General features: G+C 58.8%; 16 protein-coding genes and 2 pseudogenes. 7 read left to right on the top strand and 11 right to left on the bottom strand.

Annotated elements, in window-relative coordinates; all coding sequences use genetic code 11:
• Positions 1-184: 184 nt before the first annotated feature.
• Entirely contained in the window at positions 185-1,246 is a 1,062-nt protein-coding gene (locus HMPREF1024_RS21380) for a YncE family protein (protein WP_002906780.1), read from the bottom strand.
• A gap of 258 nt (positions 1,247-1,504) precedes the next feature.
• On the opposite strand from HMPREF1024_RS21380, the gene pqqU reads away from it, so the two are divergent.
• Both pqqU and HMPREF1024_RS0125705 read left to right on the top strand, forming a co-directional pair.
• Positions 1,505-3,610 (top strand): TonB-dependent receptor PqqU, encoded by a 2,106-nt coding sequence (gene pqqU, locus HMPREF1024_RS21385; protein WP_009307749.1) that lies wholly within the window; start codon positions 1,505-1,507, stop codon positions 3,608-3,610.
• Positions 3,611-3,806: 196 nt separating this feature from the next.
• Positions 3,807-5,514: pseudogene (locus tag HMPREF1024_RS0125705) on the top strand (amidohydrolase).
• A gap of 97 nt (positions 5,515-5,611) precedes the next feature.
• Here HMPREF1024_RS0125705 and HMPREF1024_RS21390 read toward each other — a convergent pair.
• Together HMPREF1024_RS21390 and HMPREF1024_RS0125700 are read right to left on the bottom strand one after the other, a co-directional pair.
• Complete coding sequence (locus HMPREF1024_RS21390; RefSeq protein WP_009307743.1) at positions 5,612-5,911, bottom strand: DUF406 domain-containing protein; 300 nt, start codon at positions 5,909-5,911, stop codon at positions 5,612-5,614.
• 89 nt (positions 5,912-6,000) lie between these two features.
• Positions 6,001-6,230: pseudogene (locus HMPREF1024_RS0125700) on the bottom strand (hypothetical protein).
• Between HMPREF1024_RS0125700 and rihA the strand changes: the two are divergent.
• On the top strand, positions 6,192-7,127 hold the full coding sequence (gene rihA / locus HMPREF1024_RS21395; RefSeq protein WP_009307742.1) for a pyrimidine-specific ribonucleoside hydrolase RihA: 936 nt from the start codon (positions 6,192-6,194) through the stop codon (positions 7,125-7,127). The pseudogene HMPREF1024_RS0125700 and the gene rihA overlap by 39 nt on opposite strands.
• A 63-nt stretch (positions 7,128-7,190) precedes the next feature.
• Here the strand turns inward: rihA and HMPREF1024_RS21400 are convergent, their stop codons facing one another.
• Positions 7,191-8,228, bottom strand: coding sequence for an NADP-dependent oxidoreductase (locus tag HMPREF1024_RS21400; protein ID WP_002906792.1), 1,038 nt, complete (start codon positions 8,226-8,228; stop codon positions 7,191-7,193).
• A gap of 65 nt (positions 8,229-8,293) precedes the next feature.
• Positions 8,294-8,875 carry an XRE family transcriptional regulator gene (locus tag HMPREF1024_RS21405; RefSeq protein ID WP_002906794.1) on the bottom strand — a complete coding sequence of 194 codons (582 nt, stop codon included), beginning with the start codon at positions 8,873-8,875 and terminating at the stop codon, positions 8,294-8,296.
• Positions 8,876-9,037: 162 nt separating this feature from the next.
• Here HMPREF1024_RS21405 and HMPREF1024_RS21410 point away from each other — a divergent pair, with 162 nt between their 5' ends.
• Both HMPREF1024_RS21410 and HMPREF1024_RS21415 read left to right on the top strand, forming a co-directional pair.
• Positions 9,038-9,556, top strand: coding sequence for a GNAT family N-acetyltransferase (locus tag HMPREF1024_RS21410; protein ID WP_002906796.1), 519 nt, complete (start codon positions 9,038-9,040; stop codon positions 9,554-9,556).
• Positions 9,553-10,002, top strand: a complete 450-nt coding sequence (locus HMPREF1024_RS21415; protein ID WP_009307741.1) for a DMT family transporter — start codon at positions 9,553-9,555, stop codon at positions 10,000-10,002. The genes HMPREF1024_RS21410 and HMPREF1024_RS21415 overlap by 4 nt, the downstream gene beginning before the upstream one ends.
• Before the next feature lie 8 nt (positions 10,003-10,010).
• Here HMPREF1024_RS21415 and HMPREF1024_RS21420 read toward each other — a convergent pair whose 3' ends face one another.
• Both HMPREF1024_RS21420 and HMPREF1024_RS21425 read right to left on the bottom strand, forming a co-directional pair.
• Positions 10,011-10,244 carry a YdcY family protein gene (locus tag HMPREF1024_RS21420; protein WP_002906801.1) on the bottom strand — a complete coding sequence of 78 codons (234 nt, stop codon included), beginning with the start codon at positions 10,242-10,244 and terminating at the stop codon, positions 10,011-10,013.
• A 16-nt stretch (positions 10,245-10,260) separates the two neighbouring features.
• A complete protein-coding gene (locus HMPREF1024_RS21425; RefSeq protein WP_002906804.1) occupies positions 10,261-11,859 on the bottom strand; it encodes an ABC transporter substrate-binding protein in 1,599 nt (532 codons plus the stop codon).
• A gap of 269 nt (positions 11,860-12,128) precedes the next feature.
• Between HMPREF1024_RS21425 and HMPREF1024_RS21430 the strand changes: the two genes are divergently transcribed.
• Complete coding sequence (locus tag HMPREF1024_RS21430; protein WP_004200088.1) at positions 12,129-13,562, top strand: aldehyde dehydrogenase; 1,434 nt, start codon at positions 12,129-12,131, stop codon at positions 13,560-13,562.
• A gap of 13 nt (positions 13,563-13,575) precedes the next feature.
• Here the strand turns inward: HMPREF1024_RS21430 and HMPREF1024_RS21435 are convergent, their stop codons facing one another.
• Positions 13,576-14,325, bottom strand: coding sequence for an alpha/beta fold hydrolase (locus tag HMPREF1024_RS21435; protein WP_009307740.1), 750 nt, complete (start codon positions 14,323-14,325; stop codon positions 13,576-13,578).
• Positions 14,326-14,413: 88 nt separating this feature from the next.
• The gene (locus HMPREF1024_RS21440) at positions 14,414-14,587 is read right to left on the bottom strand and encodes a GhoT/OrtT family toxin (protein ID WP_002906888.1); all 174 of its coding nucleotides are present in this window, start codon (positions 14,585-14,587) and stop codon (positions 14,414-14,416) included.
• A 195-nt stretch (positions 14,588-14,782) separates the two neighbouring features.
• On the opposite strand from HMPREF1024_RS21440, the gene yncL reads away from it, so the two are divergent.
• Positions 14,783-14,875: a stress response membrane protein YncL gene (yncL, locus tag HMPREF1024_RS28310; RefSeq protein ID WP_002906891.1), complete on the top strand. Its 93-nt coding sequence runs from the start codon at positions 14,783-14,785 to the stop codon at positions 14,873-14,875.
• Between the two features lie 51 nt (positions 14,876-14,926).
• Here yncL and HMPREF1024_RS0125690 read toward each other — a convergent pair whose 3' ends face one another.
• Both HMPREF1024_RS0125690 and HMPREF1024_RS0125685 read right to left on the bottom strand, forming a co-directional pair.
• The gene (locus tag HMPREF1024_RS0125690) at positions 14,927-15,178 is read right to left on the bottom strand and encodes a hypothetical protein (RefSeq protein WP_002906893.1); all 252 of its coding nucleotides are present in this window, start codon (positions 15,176-15,178) and stop codon (positions 14,927-14,929) included.
• Between the two features lie 137 nt (positions 15,179-15,315).
• Positions 15,316-15,513 carry a hypothetical protein gene (locus HMPREF1024_RS0125685; RefSeq protein ID WP_004189776.1) on the bottom strand — a complete coding sequence of 66 codons (198 nt, stop codon included), beginning with the start codon at positions 15,511-15,513 and terminating at the stop codon, positions 15,316-15,318.
• Positions 15,514-15,556: the final 43 nt, after the last annotated feature.

The following is a 15,556-nucleotide window of genomic DNA, read 5'->3' as shown; positions in this document are numbered from 1 at the left end:
TGAATGGCTTTTTCATTTTATCTCCACTGATTACCACTGCCCGCACGTGGCGGGAAAGGGTTAAGTGTATAACCATCTGGTTTGTCAGGCCAATAGGCGTTTGTAACAGAGGGTGAGTCGCCGGGCCTGGCCCGGCGGCATGCGGAGCGCGACCACCGTTTTCCGGTTTCGTCGCGCTGAGGTCTTACAGGGCGATGCGGATCACATCGTCCGGCGCGGTGGCTTCTTTCTCACGGCTGGAAGCCTGTTTCACGCTAACGTACAGCGTTTTTCCGTCCTCGGAGAGCGCCAGGCTGTTGGGGTGAGTCGGCGTTTTAAAGGTCTTCACCACCTTGTAGCTCTTGCCGTCGATAACGCTGACTTCCCCGGCCTTACGATGCGTCACATAGGCTTCGTTGCGCGCCGGGTTAAACAGTACCGCCAGCGACTCCGGCGCGGCGATTTTCTCCAGCACCTTGCCGTCGCGGGTATCGACCACCAGCACTTCCGGCTGCTTGCTGTCGGTAATAAAGGCACGATGGCCGGCGGTATCGAGACTCAGGTTAAGATAGAAATGCGCTTTGCCGTCATCCTGCAATTTTTTGCGCGACGCAATCGTGTTGCTCTCGCTGTCGATGGTCAGCAGTTCGCCATCGGCGTTGGTGGTATACAGACGCTTAGCCTGCGGATCGATCGCCAGACCCGTCGCCATTGCCCCGGTGCCGGTAATGGTCGTTTTCAGCTTCAGGGTTGCGCCATCTACCACCCAAATCACACTCTCTTTGCCCAGACCGGTAATGTAGACCGTGTTGGTCTGCTCATTGACCGCCAGCTCGCGCGGCTGCAGCGGACGCACGGTTTCGCTGCGCTGACGCTCGTCCAGCACCAGGCGCCCCTTCACGGCGCCGGTTTTGGCGTCAATAGCGGTGACAGTGCTGTCGACGGTATTGCCAAACCACAGCGTGCCGGTGGCATGGTTGATAGTGGCGCCGAACGGCTTCAGATCGTTGTGAATAATCTGCGTCACGTCGAGGGTGGTGGGGTCAAGACGGTAAACCACCCCGCCTTTGTCCAGCGAACGACTCTGTGATGTGGCGACCCACAGCGCATTCTCCTGCTGGCTGTAGGCCATTTCGTAGGCCCCTTTTCCGACGGCCTTGCGCAGCATCTCTTCCGCGGCGTGGGCGCTAAAGCTGCCTGCCAGCAGCAGAGAAGTGACGAGCAGTGAATGGCGCAGACGCGGCGCGGCAAAATGACGTAATGACATGACGACTCCCTTTGATAAACCAGTATGTGCTGACCCGACATCGCTTCCGGCGGTAAAGTCCTGGCTTTACCCTTGTTTTTGAATGCGAATAGTAATCATTATTTATCTCAAAGTGGAGCGCTAATTGTTGTTGTGCGGTAAATTTATGCCTGGCGAGCACTATCCGTTAACCAGTAGCAGTTAATAATTTTCAAATATTTTACAAACGAGGTAACATATATACATATGTTCCATTTGGTTCGTCTTTGAGTATTATCAATGAAAATCCTGTCCGTGCGTCACGCCGCCCTCCCGGCCCTGCTCTTGCCGCTCATTGCCGCAGCCCAGGCCGCTGATGAACAAACCATGGTGGTGACCGCCGCGCCAACCACGGTTTCTGAACTGGATACCCCCGCCGCCGTCAGCGTGGTGAATGGGGATGAGATGCGCCAGGCCGCGCCGCGCGTCAATCTCTCTGAATCGCTGGGCGCCGTGCCGGGCCTGCAGGTGCAGAACCGGCAAAACTATGCCCAGGATCTGCAGCTGTCGATTCGCGGCTTTGGCTCGCGCTCAACCTATGGCGTGCGCGGACTACGCATCTATGTGGATGGCATTCCGGCCACCATGCCCGACGGCCAGGGGCAGACCTCAAATATTGATATCGGCAGCGTTGACACCATTGAGGTGCTGCGCGGCCCCTTCTCTGCCCTGTACGGTAACTCGTCCGGCGGGGTGATCAACGTCACCAGCCAGACCGGCACCCAGCCGCCCACCGTGGAAGCCAGCAGCTACTATGGCAGCTTCGGCACCTGGCACTACGGGATGAAAGCCACTGGCGCCGTTGGCGACGGCAGCCACGCAGGCGATGTGGATTACACGGTCTCAACCAATCGCTTCACCACCCATGGCTATCGCGATCACAGCGGCGCGCGCAAAAATCTGGCGAACGCCCGGCTGGGGGTGCGCATCAACGACGTCAGTAAGCTGACTCTGCTGCTGAATAGCGTGGATATCAAAGCCAATGACGCCGGTGGCCTGACCGCCGATGAATGGCGCGATAACCCGCGCCAGTCGCCGCGCGGCGACCAGTATAATACCCGCAAGAATACCCGACAGACCCAGGCCGGCCTGCGCTATGAGCGCCAGCTCAGTGCCCAGGACGATCTCAGCGTTATGATGTACGCTGGAGAACGTGAAACCACCCAGTTCCAGTCAATCCCGCGCGCGCCGCAGCTGAAGCCGAGCCATGCCGGCGGGGTGATCGACCTTACCCGTCACTACCAGGGGATCGATACCCGGCTGACCCATCGCGGAGAGCTGCTGGTGCCCGTCACGCTCACCGCCGGTCTCGACTACGAAAACATGAGCGAGCGGCGCAAAGGGTATGAAAACTTTGTGATGTTCAACGGCGCGCCACAGTATGGCGAACAGGGCGCGCTGCGCCGTAACGAACGCAACCTGATGTGGAACGTCGACCCCTACCTGCAGACCCAGTGGCAGCTCACTGACAAACTCTCGCTCGATGCCGGGGTTCGCTACAGCTCGGTATGGTTCGACTCGAACGACTACTACATCACCCCAGGCAATGGCGATGACAGCGGTGATGCCAGCTATCATAAATGGCTGCCCGCGGGCTCGCTGAAATATGCCCTGACCGACGCGTGGAACGTCTATCTTTCCGCCGGCCGCGGCTTCGAGACGCCAACCATTAACGAACTCTCCTACCGCTCCGATAACCAGAGCGGCCTCAACTTCGGCCTGAAACCCTCCACCAACGACACGGTGGAGATCGGCAGCAAGACGCGGATCGGCAACGGGCTGTTCACCGCCGCCCTGTTCCAGACCAATACCGATAATGAGATTGTGGTCGACAGCAGCAGCGGCGGGCGCACCAGTTATAAAAACGCCGGCAAGACCCGCCGTCAGGGGATGGAGCTGGGGCTGGATCAGCAGTTTGGCGAGAGCTGGCGTCTGAAGGCGGCCTGGACCTGGCTGGACGCGACCTATCGCACTAACGTCTGCGACGACGCCAGCTGCAATGGCAATCGCATTCCGGGGATCGCGCGCAATATGGGCTACGCCTCCTTTGGCTATCAGCCGGAGCAAGGTTGGTACGCCGGGAGCGATATTCGCTATATGAGCGATATCATGGCCAATGACGAAAACACCGCCAAAGCGCCCTCCTGGACGGTGGTTGGCCTGACGACTGGCTATAAATGGAGCTACGGCAGGATGGATATGGATCTGTTCGGTCGCATCGACAACCTGTTCGACCGGGAGTACGTCGGGTCTGTCATCGTTAACGAGTCTAACGGGCGTTACTACGAGCCTGCCCCGGGACGTAACTACGGCATCGGCCTGAACCTCGCCTGGCGCTTCGAATAACGCGCCCCTTCCCCGCCGATGGCTCTCGCGATCGGCGGGCGAAGCGCTTTTCCTTACCGTCTATTCCACCGCCAGGCGGACACCCGCCAACCACCCGCGCTTGACACTCCCCCCCTTCGTAGTCAGATAGCCACCACATAATCACCATGGTTACTATTTATATTGATCGGCACTTTTATCAGACAGGGAGGGATAAATGGATAATGTCGTTTATGCGGACTGCGTATTGATTAACGGCAAGGTCGCCACGGTGGACGCACATTTTAGTTTTAAGCGCGCCATCGCGGTGAAGCAGGGATGGATTATTAACGTTGGTGAAGACCAGGAGATTCAGCAGCATATTGGTCCCCAGACGCAGGTCATTGACCTTGGCGGCAAACTCATTTTACCCGCCGCGCATGACTCACATATCCATATCGGCTGGCTCGCTGACAGCTGGCATTGCCTGAACTGCCAGGACGTGCGTTCCCTGGCAGTACTGCGGGAAAGACTGCGCGACCAGGCAGCCCGCACTCCCGCCGGGGCATGGATTCGTGTCTGCGGTCTGGATCCAAACGCAATCAAGGAGTGCGCGGCCGAGCAGCGCTCTCTGACGCGCTGGGATATTGACGACGTCACGGCCGATCATCCCACCCTGCTCGCCCTGTGGGACGGTCACTCCTGCATCGTCAACAGCCGGGCGCTGGCCCTCTCCGGTCTTGACGCCAGCCTCCCTGATCCCCTCGGCGGACATCTGGGGCGAACGGCCAGTGGCGAACTGGGACGGCAATTTCATCGACCTGCCCGCCCTGCATCTCGCATCCGGCACGATGCCCCGTCTGACCGTAGCGGCCCTCAAAGAGAACCTTCTGGCAGCCCAGCGCCTGATGAACAGCGAAGGGTATGCCAGCTACACGGAAGGCGCCATGGGTCCGGGGGAAAACACGCGCGAGGTGGGCGCTGCGGGGGATCGCGCCATCGCCGCCTACCGTGAACTGCAGGATGAAGGAAAACTCACCGCCCGGGTATCCATCGCCTTTTACTCCGCCGAGCGGGGCGTTCAGTCCTACGCCACCCTGAAGCGCGATCTGGATAGCTTTGATTTCTCCCAGTTCACCGACCGGGACTGGCTGGACTGTCGGACCATAAAACTGTTCTGCGATGGCGTTCCCACATCGCACACAGCGTGGATGAATCAGGATTACGCCGACCGGCCGGGATATCGCGGACGCTCGGTGTTTGGTGGCCCCGAGGCGACCGAGGAAGCACAAGTTGAGGCGCTACAGCAGATGATTCTGCTGGCTCACCAGCGCGGTTTTCAGGTGGCAGTCCATGCGGTCGGCGATAAGGCGGTTAAAGTCACGATTAACAGCTTCGTGCAGGCGATTCAGCGCTATCCGGGGGAGAGCCGACGGCATTATGTGCTGCACGGCTCAATGGGCGATCGGCAAGATTTCGTGACGGCGGCAAAATACGGCATTCTGCTTTCCGAACAACCCTCACCCGGCGGCCCGGCATATGACTATGAACAGCGCGCCCGCTACTGTGGCATCAAGGGGGAAATCTGCAAAGGGCTACGGGATATCATCGACCTTGGGGTCATCATCGCCGGCGGGTCAGATGGCATTATGGCGCTGGTGAACTGGCGCAAAATGGTTCAGGCAGCGGTCACCCGCAAATCATCTTCCAGCGGCAAGGTTATTCGCCCGGAACTGGCAATTAGCGTGGCGGACGGCGTGCGGATGTACACCATCAATGCGGCCTATCAGGAAGGGAAAGAAGCGGTACGCGGATCGATAGAGGTCGGCAAAGTCGCTGATTTTCAGGTGCTGGACCGCGATATCTTCGCCGTAGCCCATGAGGAGATTGGCGCCAGCCGCGTGGTGATGACCATGGTTGGCGGAAACGTCGTCTTTCAAGACTAACCGCGCTCACCCGGCTCAGGTCGCCGGGCGGGCAGCGTGCTGCATCAGCGGAAGGCGTCTGCCCGCCAGAGCATCGCGCTTCCGCTACAGGAGCGAATTAAAGCAGATTTCGCAGGGATAACTCGAAAATGATCTTTTCTGCCTGGCAGGAGAAGGCGATGGAGAGGTCGAGTTTCACCGCGTCGCCAGCGGCGACGATGGTGTAATCGACCTGCGGCGGTTCACTGGCCGGCGCTGCGGCGGCAGCACGTTCGCGCACGGCGGCTACGGTGGATTCCGCTTCTTCGCGGCTTGGGAACGCCTTCTCGGCCCGGTAGACGCAGTCCTCGTTATCAATGATCGTCCCGACATCAATGGCGCAGCCTTTGGTGCTGCATTTATCTACTACATCTTTCATCGTAATAACCTCTTGAGTTTTCTTAAGGATAAGAACCCGCCCGCCGAAAAGCAAACCATTAATATCCGTAAGGATTAGCAATTTTTCTATTATATCGCGCCGCGCCGGGCGCCATCTTGCGCCACCGCAAAACGAGGCACCATGTTTACGGACGGTCGCGTAACGATACGCGTTGCCTCGCAGCAATCGTGGTCTCCATCACACTATTCTGCACACCATCTCGTCTGCCCCGACTCGCAGCGTTAGTCTGGTCACAGAACATCGCCAACAAGGAGCTGCTATGGCACTGCCGATTATGATTGATTGCGATCCGGGACATGATGACGCGATCGCCCTGGTCCTCGCCCTCGCCTCGCCGGAGCTGGAGGTGAAAGCCGTCACCGCTTCCGCGGGCAACCAGACCCCGGAGAAGACCCTGCGCAACGTGCTGCGTATGTTGACGCTGCTGAACCGGCAGGACATTCCGGTTGCCGGCGGCGCGTGGAAGCCGTTGATGCGCGATCTGATCATCGCCGATAACGTGCACGGCGAGAGCGGACTGGATGGCCCGAGCCTGCCTGAGCCAGCCTTTGCGCCGCAGAACTGCACCGCCGTCGAGCTGATGGCCAGCGTGCTGCGGGAAAGCCAGGAGCCGGTGACCCTGGTGGCCACCGGGCCGCAGACTAACGTGGCGTTGCTGCTCGCCAGCCATCCGGAGCTGCACGCGAAGATCGCCCGCATCGTGATCATGGGGGGCGCCATGGGGCTGGGCAACTGGCAGCCGGCGGCGGAGTTTAATATTTACGTTGATCCGCAGGCCGCGGAAATGGTCTTTCAGTCCGGGATCCCGGTGGTGATGGCGGGCCTTGACGTCACCCATAAGGCGCAAATCCTTCCCGCCGATATCGAGCGATTCCGCCAGATTGGCAACCCGGTGTCGACCATCGTCGCCGAACTGCTCGACTTCTTTATGGCCTACCACAAAGATGAAAAGTGGGGCTTCGACGGCGCGCCGCTGCACGATCCCTGCACCATCGCCTGGCTCCTCAAGCCGGAGATCTTTACCACGATCGAACGCTGGGTTGGCGTAGAAACGGAAGGCAAATATACCCAGGGGATGACGGTGGTCGATTACTACCATCTGACCGGTAATCGGCCCAATACCACCCTGATGCTGGATGTGGACCGCGAAGCCTTTGTCGATCTGCTCGCCCAGCGGTTAGCCTTCTACGCCTGACCTCTATGCCAGGCCCCTTTACCCTGGCGGAAAAAGGGGCCTGTTCAGTCGAAGCCCGCCAGGCTAGTCGTCCGCCGCGACGCGGATCACTACCTTACCGAAGTTCTCGCCTTTTAACAGACCGATCAGCGCCTGCGGCGCCTGGTCCAGACCGTCGATCAGCTGTTCGCGATATTTAATTTTCCCCTCCTGCACCCAGCGCCCCATCTGCTGCTGGAATTCGGCGATCCGATGCCCGTAATCCTGGCCGATAATAAAGCCCTGCATCCGGATGCGCTTTTTGAGGATGGTCGCCATCAGCAGCGGCAAACGATCTGGCCCGTCCGGCAGCCCGGTGGCGTTATAGCCGCTCACCAGCCCGCAGACGGGTACCCGCGCTGCGGTATTCAACAGCGGCAGCACCGCGTCAAAAACCTTGCCGCCGACGTTTTCATAATAAACGTCAATACCCTGCGGGCAGGCCTGGGCCAGCTGTTCGGCAAAATCATCCGCACGATGGTCAAGGCAGAGATCAAAGCCTAACGTCTCAACCGCATAGCGGCATTTTTCCGCGCCGCCAGCGATGCCGACGGTGCGGCAGCCCTTAATTTTGCCGATCTGTCCAACCGTGGCGCCAACCGGCCCGGTCGCCGCGGCGACCACCAGCGTTTCGCCCGCCTTTGGCTGGCCGATGTCCAGCAAACCCATGTAGGCGGTGAAGCCGGGCATCCCCAGAACTCCCAGCGACCAGGACGGGTGTTGCGGATTGTCACCCAGCTTCACCAGTCCGCTGCCGTCGGAGAGTTCATAATCCTGCCAGCCGCTGTAGCCCAGCACCCAGTCGCCTGGTTGATAATCGGCATGATTTGAGCTGACCACGCGACTCACGGTCCCTCCCACCATCACCGCGCCAATGGCCACCGGCGGCGAATAGGACGGCGCGTCGCTCATGCGCCCGCGCATATACGGGTCGAGCGATAAATAAACGGTACGCAGCAGCACTTGACCCGGGCCTGGCGTCGGCACTTCGCTCTCTTCCAGGCGGAAATTCTCTGCCGTCGGTTCACCATGGGGGCGGGAAGCCAGTACCCAGCGGCGATGGCGTTGCGGTTGATCTGTCATAGCAAACTCCTCTTGTTAGCAGACTGTACTGAGGCTAGCTGCTTTATGCGCAACGTGCTTTACCATTAAGAGCCGGATGGCGATTGATTAAGGCGAACCACCAGATAGACGCAGGTCTCTGCGGATTCATTAATAAAGCGACAATCGTTGGGCGGGCCAAGCTCCAGACAATCCCCCGCCTGCATCTCATGGCGGGTATTGCCTTCGACAAACACCAGCTCGCCCTGTTGCAGCCAGATTAGCTGGCGGGCAAGCGCATAGGACGCGGCGGGCATCGGCACATCGCTACCGGGCGGCAGCTCAATCTGCACCAGATCGATCGGCAAATCGCTGCGCGGCGAAACGTGGCGGCGGAGATAGTGGCTTTGCGGGTCGCGCCATACCGGCTGGCTGGCAAAGCGCAGCAGCTTGCCCTCCTGCATTTCCGCGCGGGCGATCAGGGTCGACATACTGATGCCGAAGGCGCCGGAAAGGCGGCCCAGCATTGAGGCGGTCGGGCTGCTTTCGCCACGCTCGATTTTATGGATCATCGCCCGCGAGGCGCCGGCCCGTTCGGCAAGGTCGTTCAGCGACCAGCCGCGGGACTCGCGCTCGATGCGGATGCGCGCGCTGATGCGCTGATTGAGGTTGTCTTCTATAGTATTCATAACGTAACACTATAGTGTGCGCCCCCCTATTACACAACCATCCACCGAGACGCGTTATTCCCGGGTTAGCCGTTAAAATTATGCTGAAAACGGATGACAGCGTGGCGTTCATTATTGTAATAATATTGTACTACTATAGTGTACGAAAAATTGAGGTTTGCTATGTCCATTCGCCCTGCCATTAAAGACGACTGCGCGGCGATCGCCGAGATCTATAACCATGCCGTCGTCCATACCGCCGCCATCTGGAATGATAAAACTGTGGATACCGACAACCGCATCGCCTGGTTTGAAGCCCGCCAGCTGGCTGGATTTCCGGTACTGGTGAGCGAGGAAGACGGCGTCATTACCGGTTATTCCTCGTTTGGCGACTGGCGGGCGTTTGACGGCTTTCGCCATACCGTGGAGCATTCGGTGTACGTTCATCCCGAACATCAGGGGAAAGGGCTGGGCCGCAAGCTGCTGGTCGCCTTGATCGCCGAAGCGCGACGGCTGAATAAACATGTGATGGTCGCCGGCATCGAGTCGCAGAATCACGCTTCGCTGCATCTGCATGAAACGCTGGGCTTTATCACCACCGGGCAGATGCCGCAGGTGGGCACCAAATTTGGCCGCTGGCTGGATCTGACCTTTATGCAGCTGCAGCTGGATGCGCGTCAGGACCCGGACGGCAAAGCATGAACGCGTCGCTCACTCTCGCCTGCCTGATCGCCGCCGGCGTTGGCCTGGTAGTGCAGAACACTCTGATGGTGCGCATCACCCAGTCGGCGTCGACGATCCTTATCGCTATGCTGCTCAATTCGCTGGTCGGGATCGTTATCTTCGTGACGATGTTACTGCTGCGCCAGGGCGTCGCCGGCTTTCAGGAGCTGGCCCTGAGCGTGAAGTGGTGGACGCTGATCCCCGGCCTGCTGGGGTCCTTTTTCGTCTTCGCCAGCATCAGCGGTTATCAAAACGTTGGCGCGGCGACGACCATTGCGGTACTGGTGGCCAGCCAGCTGGTGGGCGGGTTGATCATGGATTTAGTTCGCGCCCACGGCGTGCCGGTGCGGGCGCTGATCGGACCGTTATGCGGGCCGGTGATGCTGGTGGTGGGCGCCTGGCTGGTGGCCAGACGCCAGTTCTGAGCGCATCTTCAGAGGATCGCGCCGCCTTTGGTCAACTGCTCGCGGCGCGCGTCCTGCTCTTCCTGATGCTGTCGCCCATGATGGGCGATGGCGGTGCGCAGACGCTGCTGTTGGATATAGCGTTCCTCACGACTGAGTTGCGCATCATCACTCAGGGCGATTAGCAGCTCATTCATATGCGCGATAACGCCCTCGGCCAGGGTGTCATCGACTTTGACGATAACCTCATCCAGATGTGCCATCCTGTTCTCCTTTCGCTTAATTCAGCTTCGCTTTGGAAAAATCGCTCCCCATCATGCTGACGGTGTAGCCGCTGACGTTGCTGCGCGTCGCATAGAAGGTTTTCCCGGTCGCCAGGGTGATCCATGGCGCCTGCTGATAAAAGATCTCCTGCGCCTGTTCGTAGAGTTTGGCCCGCGCCTGCGGATCGCTCACCAACAGCGCTTTCTTTACCAGCGCGTCATAGGATTTATCACACCAGCGGGCGGCGTTGGAGCCAGTCTGGATATTATCACAGCTGAGCAATGTGCCAGCAAAGTTGTCCGGATCGCCGTTGTCCGACATCCAGCCATACAGGGCGCTGTCGTGCTCCCCTTTACGCATACCGGCAAGGTATTCGCCCCATTCATAGCTGACAATTTTGGCTTTCACCCCCACTTTCGCCCAGTCGTTTTGGATCATTTCGGCAATGCGTTTTGAGTTTGGGTTGTAGGGGCGCTGGACCGGCATTGACCACAGGGTCACTTCCGCGCCTTGCTCCAGACCAGCCTGCTTGAGCAGCGCTTTGGCTTTCTGCGGATCGTAGTCATAGTCCGGGAGATCTTTCTTATACCCGAGCATCGTCGACGGGATCGGTGATTTCGCCACGCTGCCGGAATCGAGGAATACCGCCTTGACGATCGCCTGCTTGTCGGTAGCGTAGTTTAACGCCTGGCGCACCAGCACATTATCAAACGGTTTTTTCTCGGTGTTAAACGCCAGATAGCCGACGTTCAGCGCCTCAACCGCATGCAGCGCCAGATCTTTATTGCCCTTAATCACCGGGAACTGTACCGGCGACGGCGCGGGAATAATCTGGCACTCGTTGGTCTGCAGTTTCGCCAGACGAGTCTCGACGTTCGGCGTAATGGAGAAGATCAGGTGCTTGGTCGGTACCTCGCCTTCCCAGTAGTGGGGATTGGCAATATAGCGGATTTGCGAATCCACTTTATACTGCTGCAGCGCATACGGCCCGGTACCGACAGGCCAGTTATCAACGTTTTCCGGCGTTCCTTTCTTCAGCATCGCCTCACCATACTCTGCCGACAGAATAGAGGCGAAGTCCATGCCCCAGTCGGCAAGAAACGCCGCGTTCGGCTCGTTGAGCTCGAACTGGACATGGTAATCATCCACCTTTTTCACCGATTTAATCAGCTTATCGAGGCCCACGTCGTGGAAGTATTCATAGTTCCCCTGCGACACCTTGTGATAAGGATGCTGAGGATCCATCTGGCGCAGCACGGAGAACAGAACGTCGTCGGCGTTAAAATCGCGGGTCGGTTTGAAGAATTTGTTGCTGTTGAACTTCACCCCCTGACGCAGAGTAAAGGTCCAGGTTTTGCCATCCTCAGAGACGTGCCACTCGGTGGCCAGCGACGGGATCGGCGTATTTTTCACCGGGTCAAAGCTCACCAGACGGTTATACAGTACCTGCGAGCTGGCGACGAACGACGGACCGGAGCTGGCGATCTGCGGATTGAAGGACTCCGGAGAGGCTTCTGAGCAGTAGACCAGAGTGTCATTGCCTGCGGCCCAGGCGGCGCCGGCCGGCAGCAGTGCGCTCAGCAGCAGCGCCAGCGTGGTTTTCCCTGTAGACATGGTTATAAGTCCTGATTATTGATTATAAGAACAGTAATAACAGCACAGCCGCCTGACGGCGGCAAATAATCAATGGCTATCACCTTATGCAAAACGCGTGGAATTTGCTGGTTTAATCGACGTTGCGCTGCTTTTTACGCCAGAGGGCTTCGGGATGTTGTGAGCCACACAAAATTCCTGCAAAAAAATGTGCGATAACCGCCCGGCTCACGCTTCCCGTCAGTGCCGCCCGGTACACTGGGGGAACCGCAGAACAAGAGGTTTCCACCATGACAATCACCTGCAATCTGTACATTAACGGCCAGTGGCACGATGCCGAAGGCCGCCGCACCTTTACCCGACGCCACCCGGCCCACGATGAGGCAGCCTCGGTGGCCGCTGCCGCCAGCCTCGCCGACGGCAAACGCTGCGTCGAAGCCGCGGCCTGCGCCTTTCCGCTGTGGCGCGATACTGCGCCGGCGGAACGACGTCGCTTACTGCTCGAGGCGGCGGAACAGATGCTGTTGCGGGAGGCGAAATTTATCGCCGCCATGGCGGCGGAGACCGGCGCGACCGCGCACTGGGCCGGATTTAACGTTCATCTGGCGGCAGATATTCTGCGTGAAGCGGCGGCGCTGACCACCCAGATTGAAGGGCAAATAATTCCGTCCAACGTGCCGGGTAACCTGGCGATGGGCGTCCGCCAGGGGGCGGGAGTGGTGCTGGGCATGGCGCCGTGGAACGCGCCGCTGATTCTGGCCACCCGGGCCCTGGCGACGCCGCTGGCCTGTGGCAACACGGTGATCCTTAAGGGCGCCGAACTTTCCCCCGCCACTCAGGGACTGATTATCGACGCCCTTGACGCGGCGGGCTTCCCGCCGGGCGTGGTGAACTATCTTACCTGTGCGCCTGAAGATGCGCCGGCGCTGGTGGAATCGCTGATCGCCCACCCGGCGGTGCGGCGCGTTAACTTTACCGGCTCCACACCGGTGGGGCGCATTATCGCCCGCACCTGCGGACAGTATCTGAAACCAGCGGTGCTCGAGCTCGGTGGAAAAGCGCCCCTGCTGGTGCTGGACGATGCTGATATTGAGCAAGCGGCAGCGGGCGCTGTTTTTGGCGCCTTCGCCAACGCCGGGCAGATCTGCATGTCCACCGAGCGCATTATTGTCGACAATGCCGTAGCGGAGGCGTTTATCCCGCTGCTGGCCAGGCGCGCCGCCGCCCTGCCTGCCGCCCTCACTGGCCCGGTTGTCGATATGAACACCATCGCCCGCTGCAACGCGCTCATAGACGATGCGTTAGCGAAAGGCGCTCGCCTGCTGACCGGTGGTAAAGCCAACGATACCCATATGAGCCCGACCCTGCTGGACGGCGTGACCCGCGAGATGCGGCTGTGGCGTGAAGAGTCCTTCGGTCCGGTGAAAGCGATTATTCGCGTTCATAGCGAAGAGGAGGCGCTGGCGGTGGCCAACGACAGCGAGTACGGTCTTTCCGCTGCGGTCTACAGCCGCGACAGCGCCAGAGCGTGGAACGTAGCGCAACGTCTGCATACCGGGATTTGCCATATCAATGGCCCAACGGTGCATGATGAGGCGCAAATGCCGTTTGGCGGCTGCAAAGCCTCCGGCTATGGCCGCTTTGGCGGCCGGGCCGGGATCGCGGAATTCACCGAGCTGCGCTGGATAACGATCCAGACCCAGCCCCGCGAGCTTCCCTTCTGAGGCCCAGCGCCTCTTAACTATGGCTGGCGATAAGCTGCGCCAGCCCCTGCGGGTTTTCCCACGCCATCGAGTGTCCGGCATGGGGCACGATGCCGACCGGGATCCCTTGTGCCTGAACGAGGTCGCTATCCGCATAAGGGAGCGACCGCTCTCCGACGATCAGCATTTTCTGGCAGCGCAGCTGGCATAGCTGGGTAAACCAGGGCGTGTCGCTGCCGCATATCAGGCTGCTGGCGGCCCGCCAGACGGCCCAGGGGGCGCTGTTTTGTAAACAACCCGCCCACGGCGAGCGCTCCTCCGCCAGCAGCCTGGCATAGCCGTCAGCGACAAAGGCTGACTCTGACTGCGCCGCAATGCGCCTGCTGTACTCGCCGCCGCCGGCGAACAGATTGGGTTCCGAGACCAGCAGCGTGGTCACCCGCTCGCCCAGTAGCCCCGCCTCTTCGATGGCGATGCTCCCTCCCATGCTATGCCCGAACAGCGCGAAGCGCTGCAGGCGCAGATGGCTGAGGAACTGCTCCAAAACTAAAGCCTGCTCATGTATGTTGTAACTAAACACGCGCGGTTTATCGCTATAGCCGAAGCCCGGCAGATCGATGAGTATTTTGCGCCGTTCGCGGAGCGCGGGATCGCTGGCAATGCGGGGATAATCGTAGGATGACGCGCAGCCAAGGCCGTGGATAAACACCACCGGAAGGCCATCTCCCGGGAAATCGTGCCAGCGCAGCGTGGCGCCAGCGACGGACGAATAAAAACCGTTCACCTGTATGCCTCCATGATAAGGTTACTGGTTTTTTATACAGTAACCTTATCCTTTGTGCTACCCTTTTCTGCCGTCTAGCGCCTGAGGGTTAAAACAGCGAGACGAGCAGCGCCATCGGGAAGCTGAACGGCCAGGTGGCGCCGATCAGCAGGGCCGCCAGCAGGCGGATCATCCGGCTCTCTTTGGTTAAAAACCAGCTAATCACGGCGCATATCACGCCCATAATGGCGTAAAACACCAACATTTTTTGATATAACGTCATTCTTACTTTTTCCTTCCCTGAGGGGCGTTCCATGGTGGGATGATTATCTGCCATGACGTCGTGATTCAGAGATACCTGTATAACAAAATCAGAAACGGGCTGAATATTCAGAATAAAGCCTGATTCGTCTTAATCTGATAGCGCAACCGCTGGCGCCGTACTATACCTTTAGGACTTCCTCATTAGGGTGGCGCTATGGATGTCTCCAGTAAAACCGTCGTTATGATTAATGTCTGCGCCGCGTTCGCGCTTATCAGCCTGCTGTCCGTAAGATTTGGCTGGTTTTAATCATTTAATTCAGCAACGAAACCTAAAAAAGCAGCCCCGAAGGCTGCTTTTTTACGCGCGAACAACAGAGTTGTTATCTTGCTGTCGGGCGGCGGGGGCTAACTGCGCGGCAGCTATTACCTTATTAAGACTGGGGTTATAGCGCGGCAGTACATTGACTTTTTCACTATCCCATTCGGCGGCGGCGCAGACGGCCTGCCCTACGCCCATCTTCTCACAGCTTTGGATTCGTTTCGCCGGGGCATTACCATAGCTCAGCGCCACAGCGCCGATAGCCAGCAGAATAAAAGCAAAAATTTTCACAGCGACATCAACGTCAAAACCTAATATGCCCTAAATGATCGCATGAGCGGCGGCGGAAAGTCAAACCCGGGGCGCGCTACCGGGCGGCATCCGGTATTTGCCTCTGCCTCAGGGCTATAAAATATTCAGAACAAATATCATGCGATAACCGTAAATATTAAAAGCTTATCTCTAGCCGTGAAATACTTTCTGTTCAGGGGAGTTAATTTCGCTAATAAGGAAAATATTTCGCCGTCGGCAAGGGGAAAAGGATCGCCGCCTTCGCCACAGGCGCAATATATCGCGCGGGCCGTCATCGTAAGAAGATAAATGGCGATGGCAAGCCGTTGTAACATAACCTCTTCATCTCCGTCATCACGGATAAGAGCCAGAAATAGC

This window comes from Klebsiella sp. 4_1_44FAA (assembly GCF_000238715.1).
Taxonomy (GTDB): domain Bacteria; phylum Pseudomonadota; class Gammaproteobacteria; order Enterobacterales; family Enterobacteriaceae; genus Klebsiella; species Klebsiella pneumoniae.
This window is presented reverse-complemented; position numbering and strand designations above follow the sequence as displayed.

Excerpts from the sequence above, each read along its gene's own strand:
- HMPREF1024_RS21380 (WP_002906780.1), bottom strand. The coding sequence starts at position 1,246 with ATGTCATTACGTCATTTTGCCGCGCCGCGTCTGCGCCATTCACTGCTC.
- pqqU (WP_009307749.1), top strand. The coding sequence starts at position 1,505 with ATGAAAATCCTGTCCGTGCGTCACGCCGCCCTCCCGGCCCTGCTCTTG.
- HMPREF1024_RS21390 (WP_009307743.1), bottom strand. The coding sequence starts at position 5,911 with ATGAAAGATGTAGTAGATAAATGCAGCACCAAAGGCTGCGCCATTGAT.
- rihA (WP_009307742.1), top strand. The coding sequence starts at position 6,192 with ATGGCACTGCCGATTATGATTGATTGCGATCCGGGACATGATGACGCG.
- HMPREF1024_RS21400 (WP_002906792.1), bottom strand. The coding sequence starts at position 8,228 with ATGACAGATCAACCGCAACGCCATCGCCGCTGGGTACTGGCTTCCCGC.
- HMPREF1024_RS21405 (WP_002906794.1), bottom strand. The coding sequence starts at position 8,875 with ATGAATACTATAGAAGACAACCTCAATCAGCGCATCAGCGCGCGCATC.
- HMPREF1024_RS21410 (WP_002906796.1), top strand. The coding sequence starts at position 9,038 with ATGTCCATTCGCCCTGCCATTAAAGACGACTGCGCGGCGATCGCCGAG.
- HMPREF1024_RS21415 (WP_009307741.1), top strand. The coding sequence starts at position 9,553 with ATGAACGCGTCGCTCACTCTCGCCTGCCTGATCGCCGCCGGCGTTGGC.
- HMPREF1024_RS21420 (WP_002906801.1), bottom strand. The coding sequence starts at position 10,244 with ATGGCACATCTGGATGAGGTTATCGTCAAAGTCGATGACACCCTGGCC.
- HMPREF1024_RS21425 (WP_002906804.1), bottom strand. The coding sequence starts at position 11,859 with ATGTCTACAGGGAAAACCACGCTGGCGCTGCTGCTGAGCGCACTGCTG.
- HMPREF1024_RS21430 (WP_004200088.1), top strand. The coding sequence starts at position 12,129 with ATGACAATCACCTGCAATCTGTACATTAACGGCCAGTGGCACGATGCC.
- HMPREF1024_RS21440 (WP_002906888.1), bottom strand. The coding sequence starts at position 14,587 with ATGACGTTATATCAAAAAATGTTGGTGTTTTACGCCATTATGGGCGTG.
- yncL (WP_002906891.1), top strand. The coding sequence starts at position 14,783 with ATGGATGTCTCCAGTAAAACCGTCGTTATGATTAATGTCTGCGCCGCG.
- HMPREF1024_RS0125685 (WP_004189776.1), bottom strand. The coding sequence starts at position 15,513 with ATGTTACAACGGCTTGCCATCGCCATTTATCTTCTTACGATGACGGCC.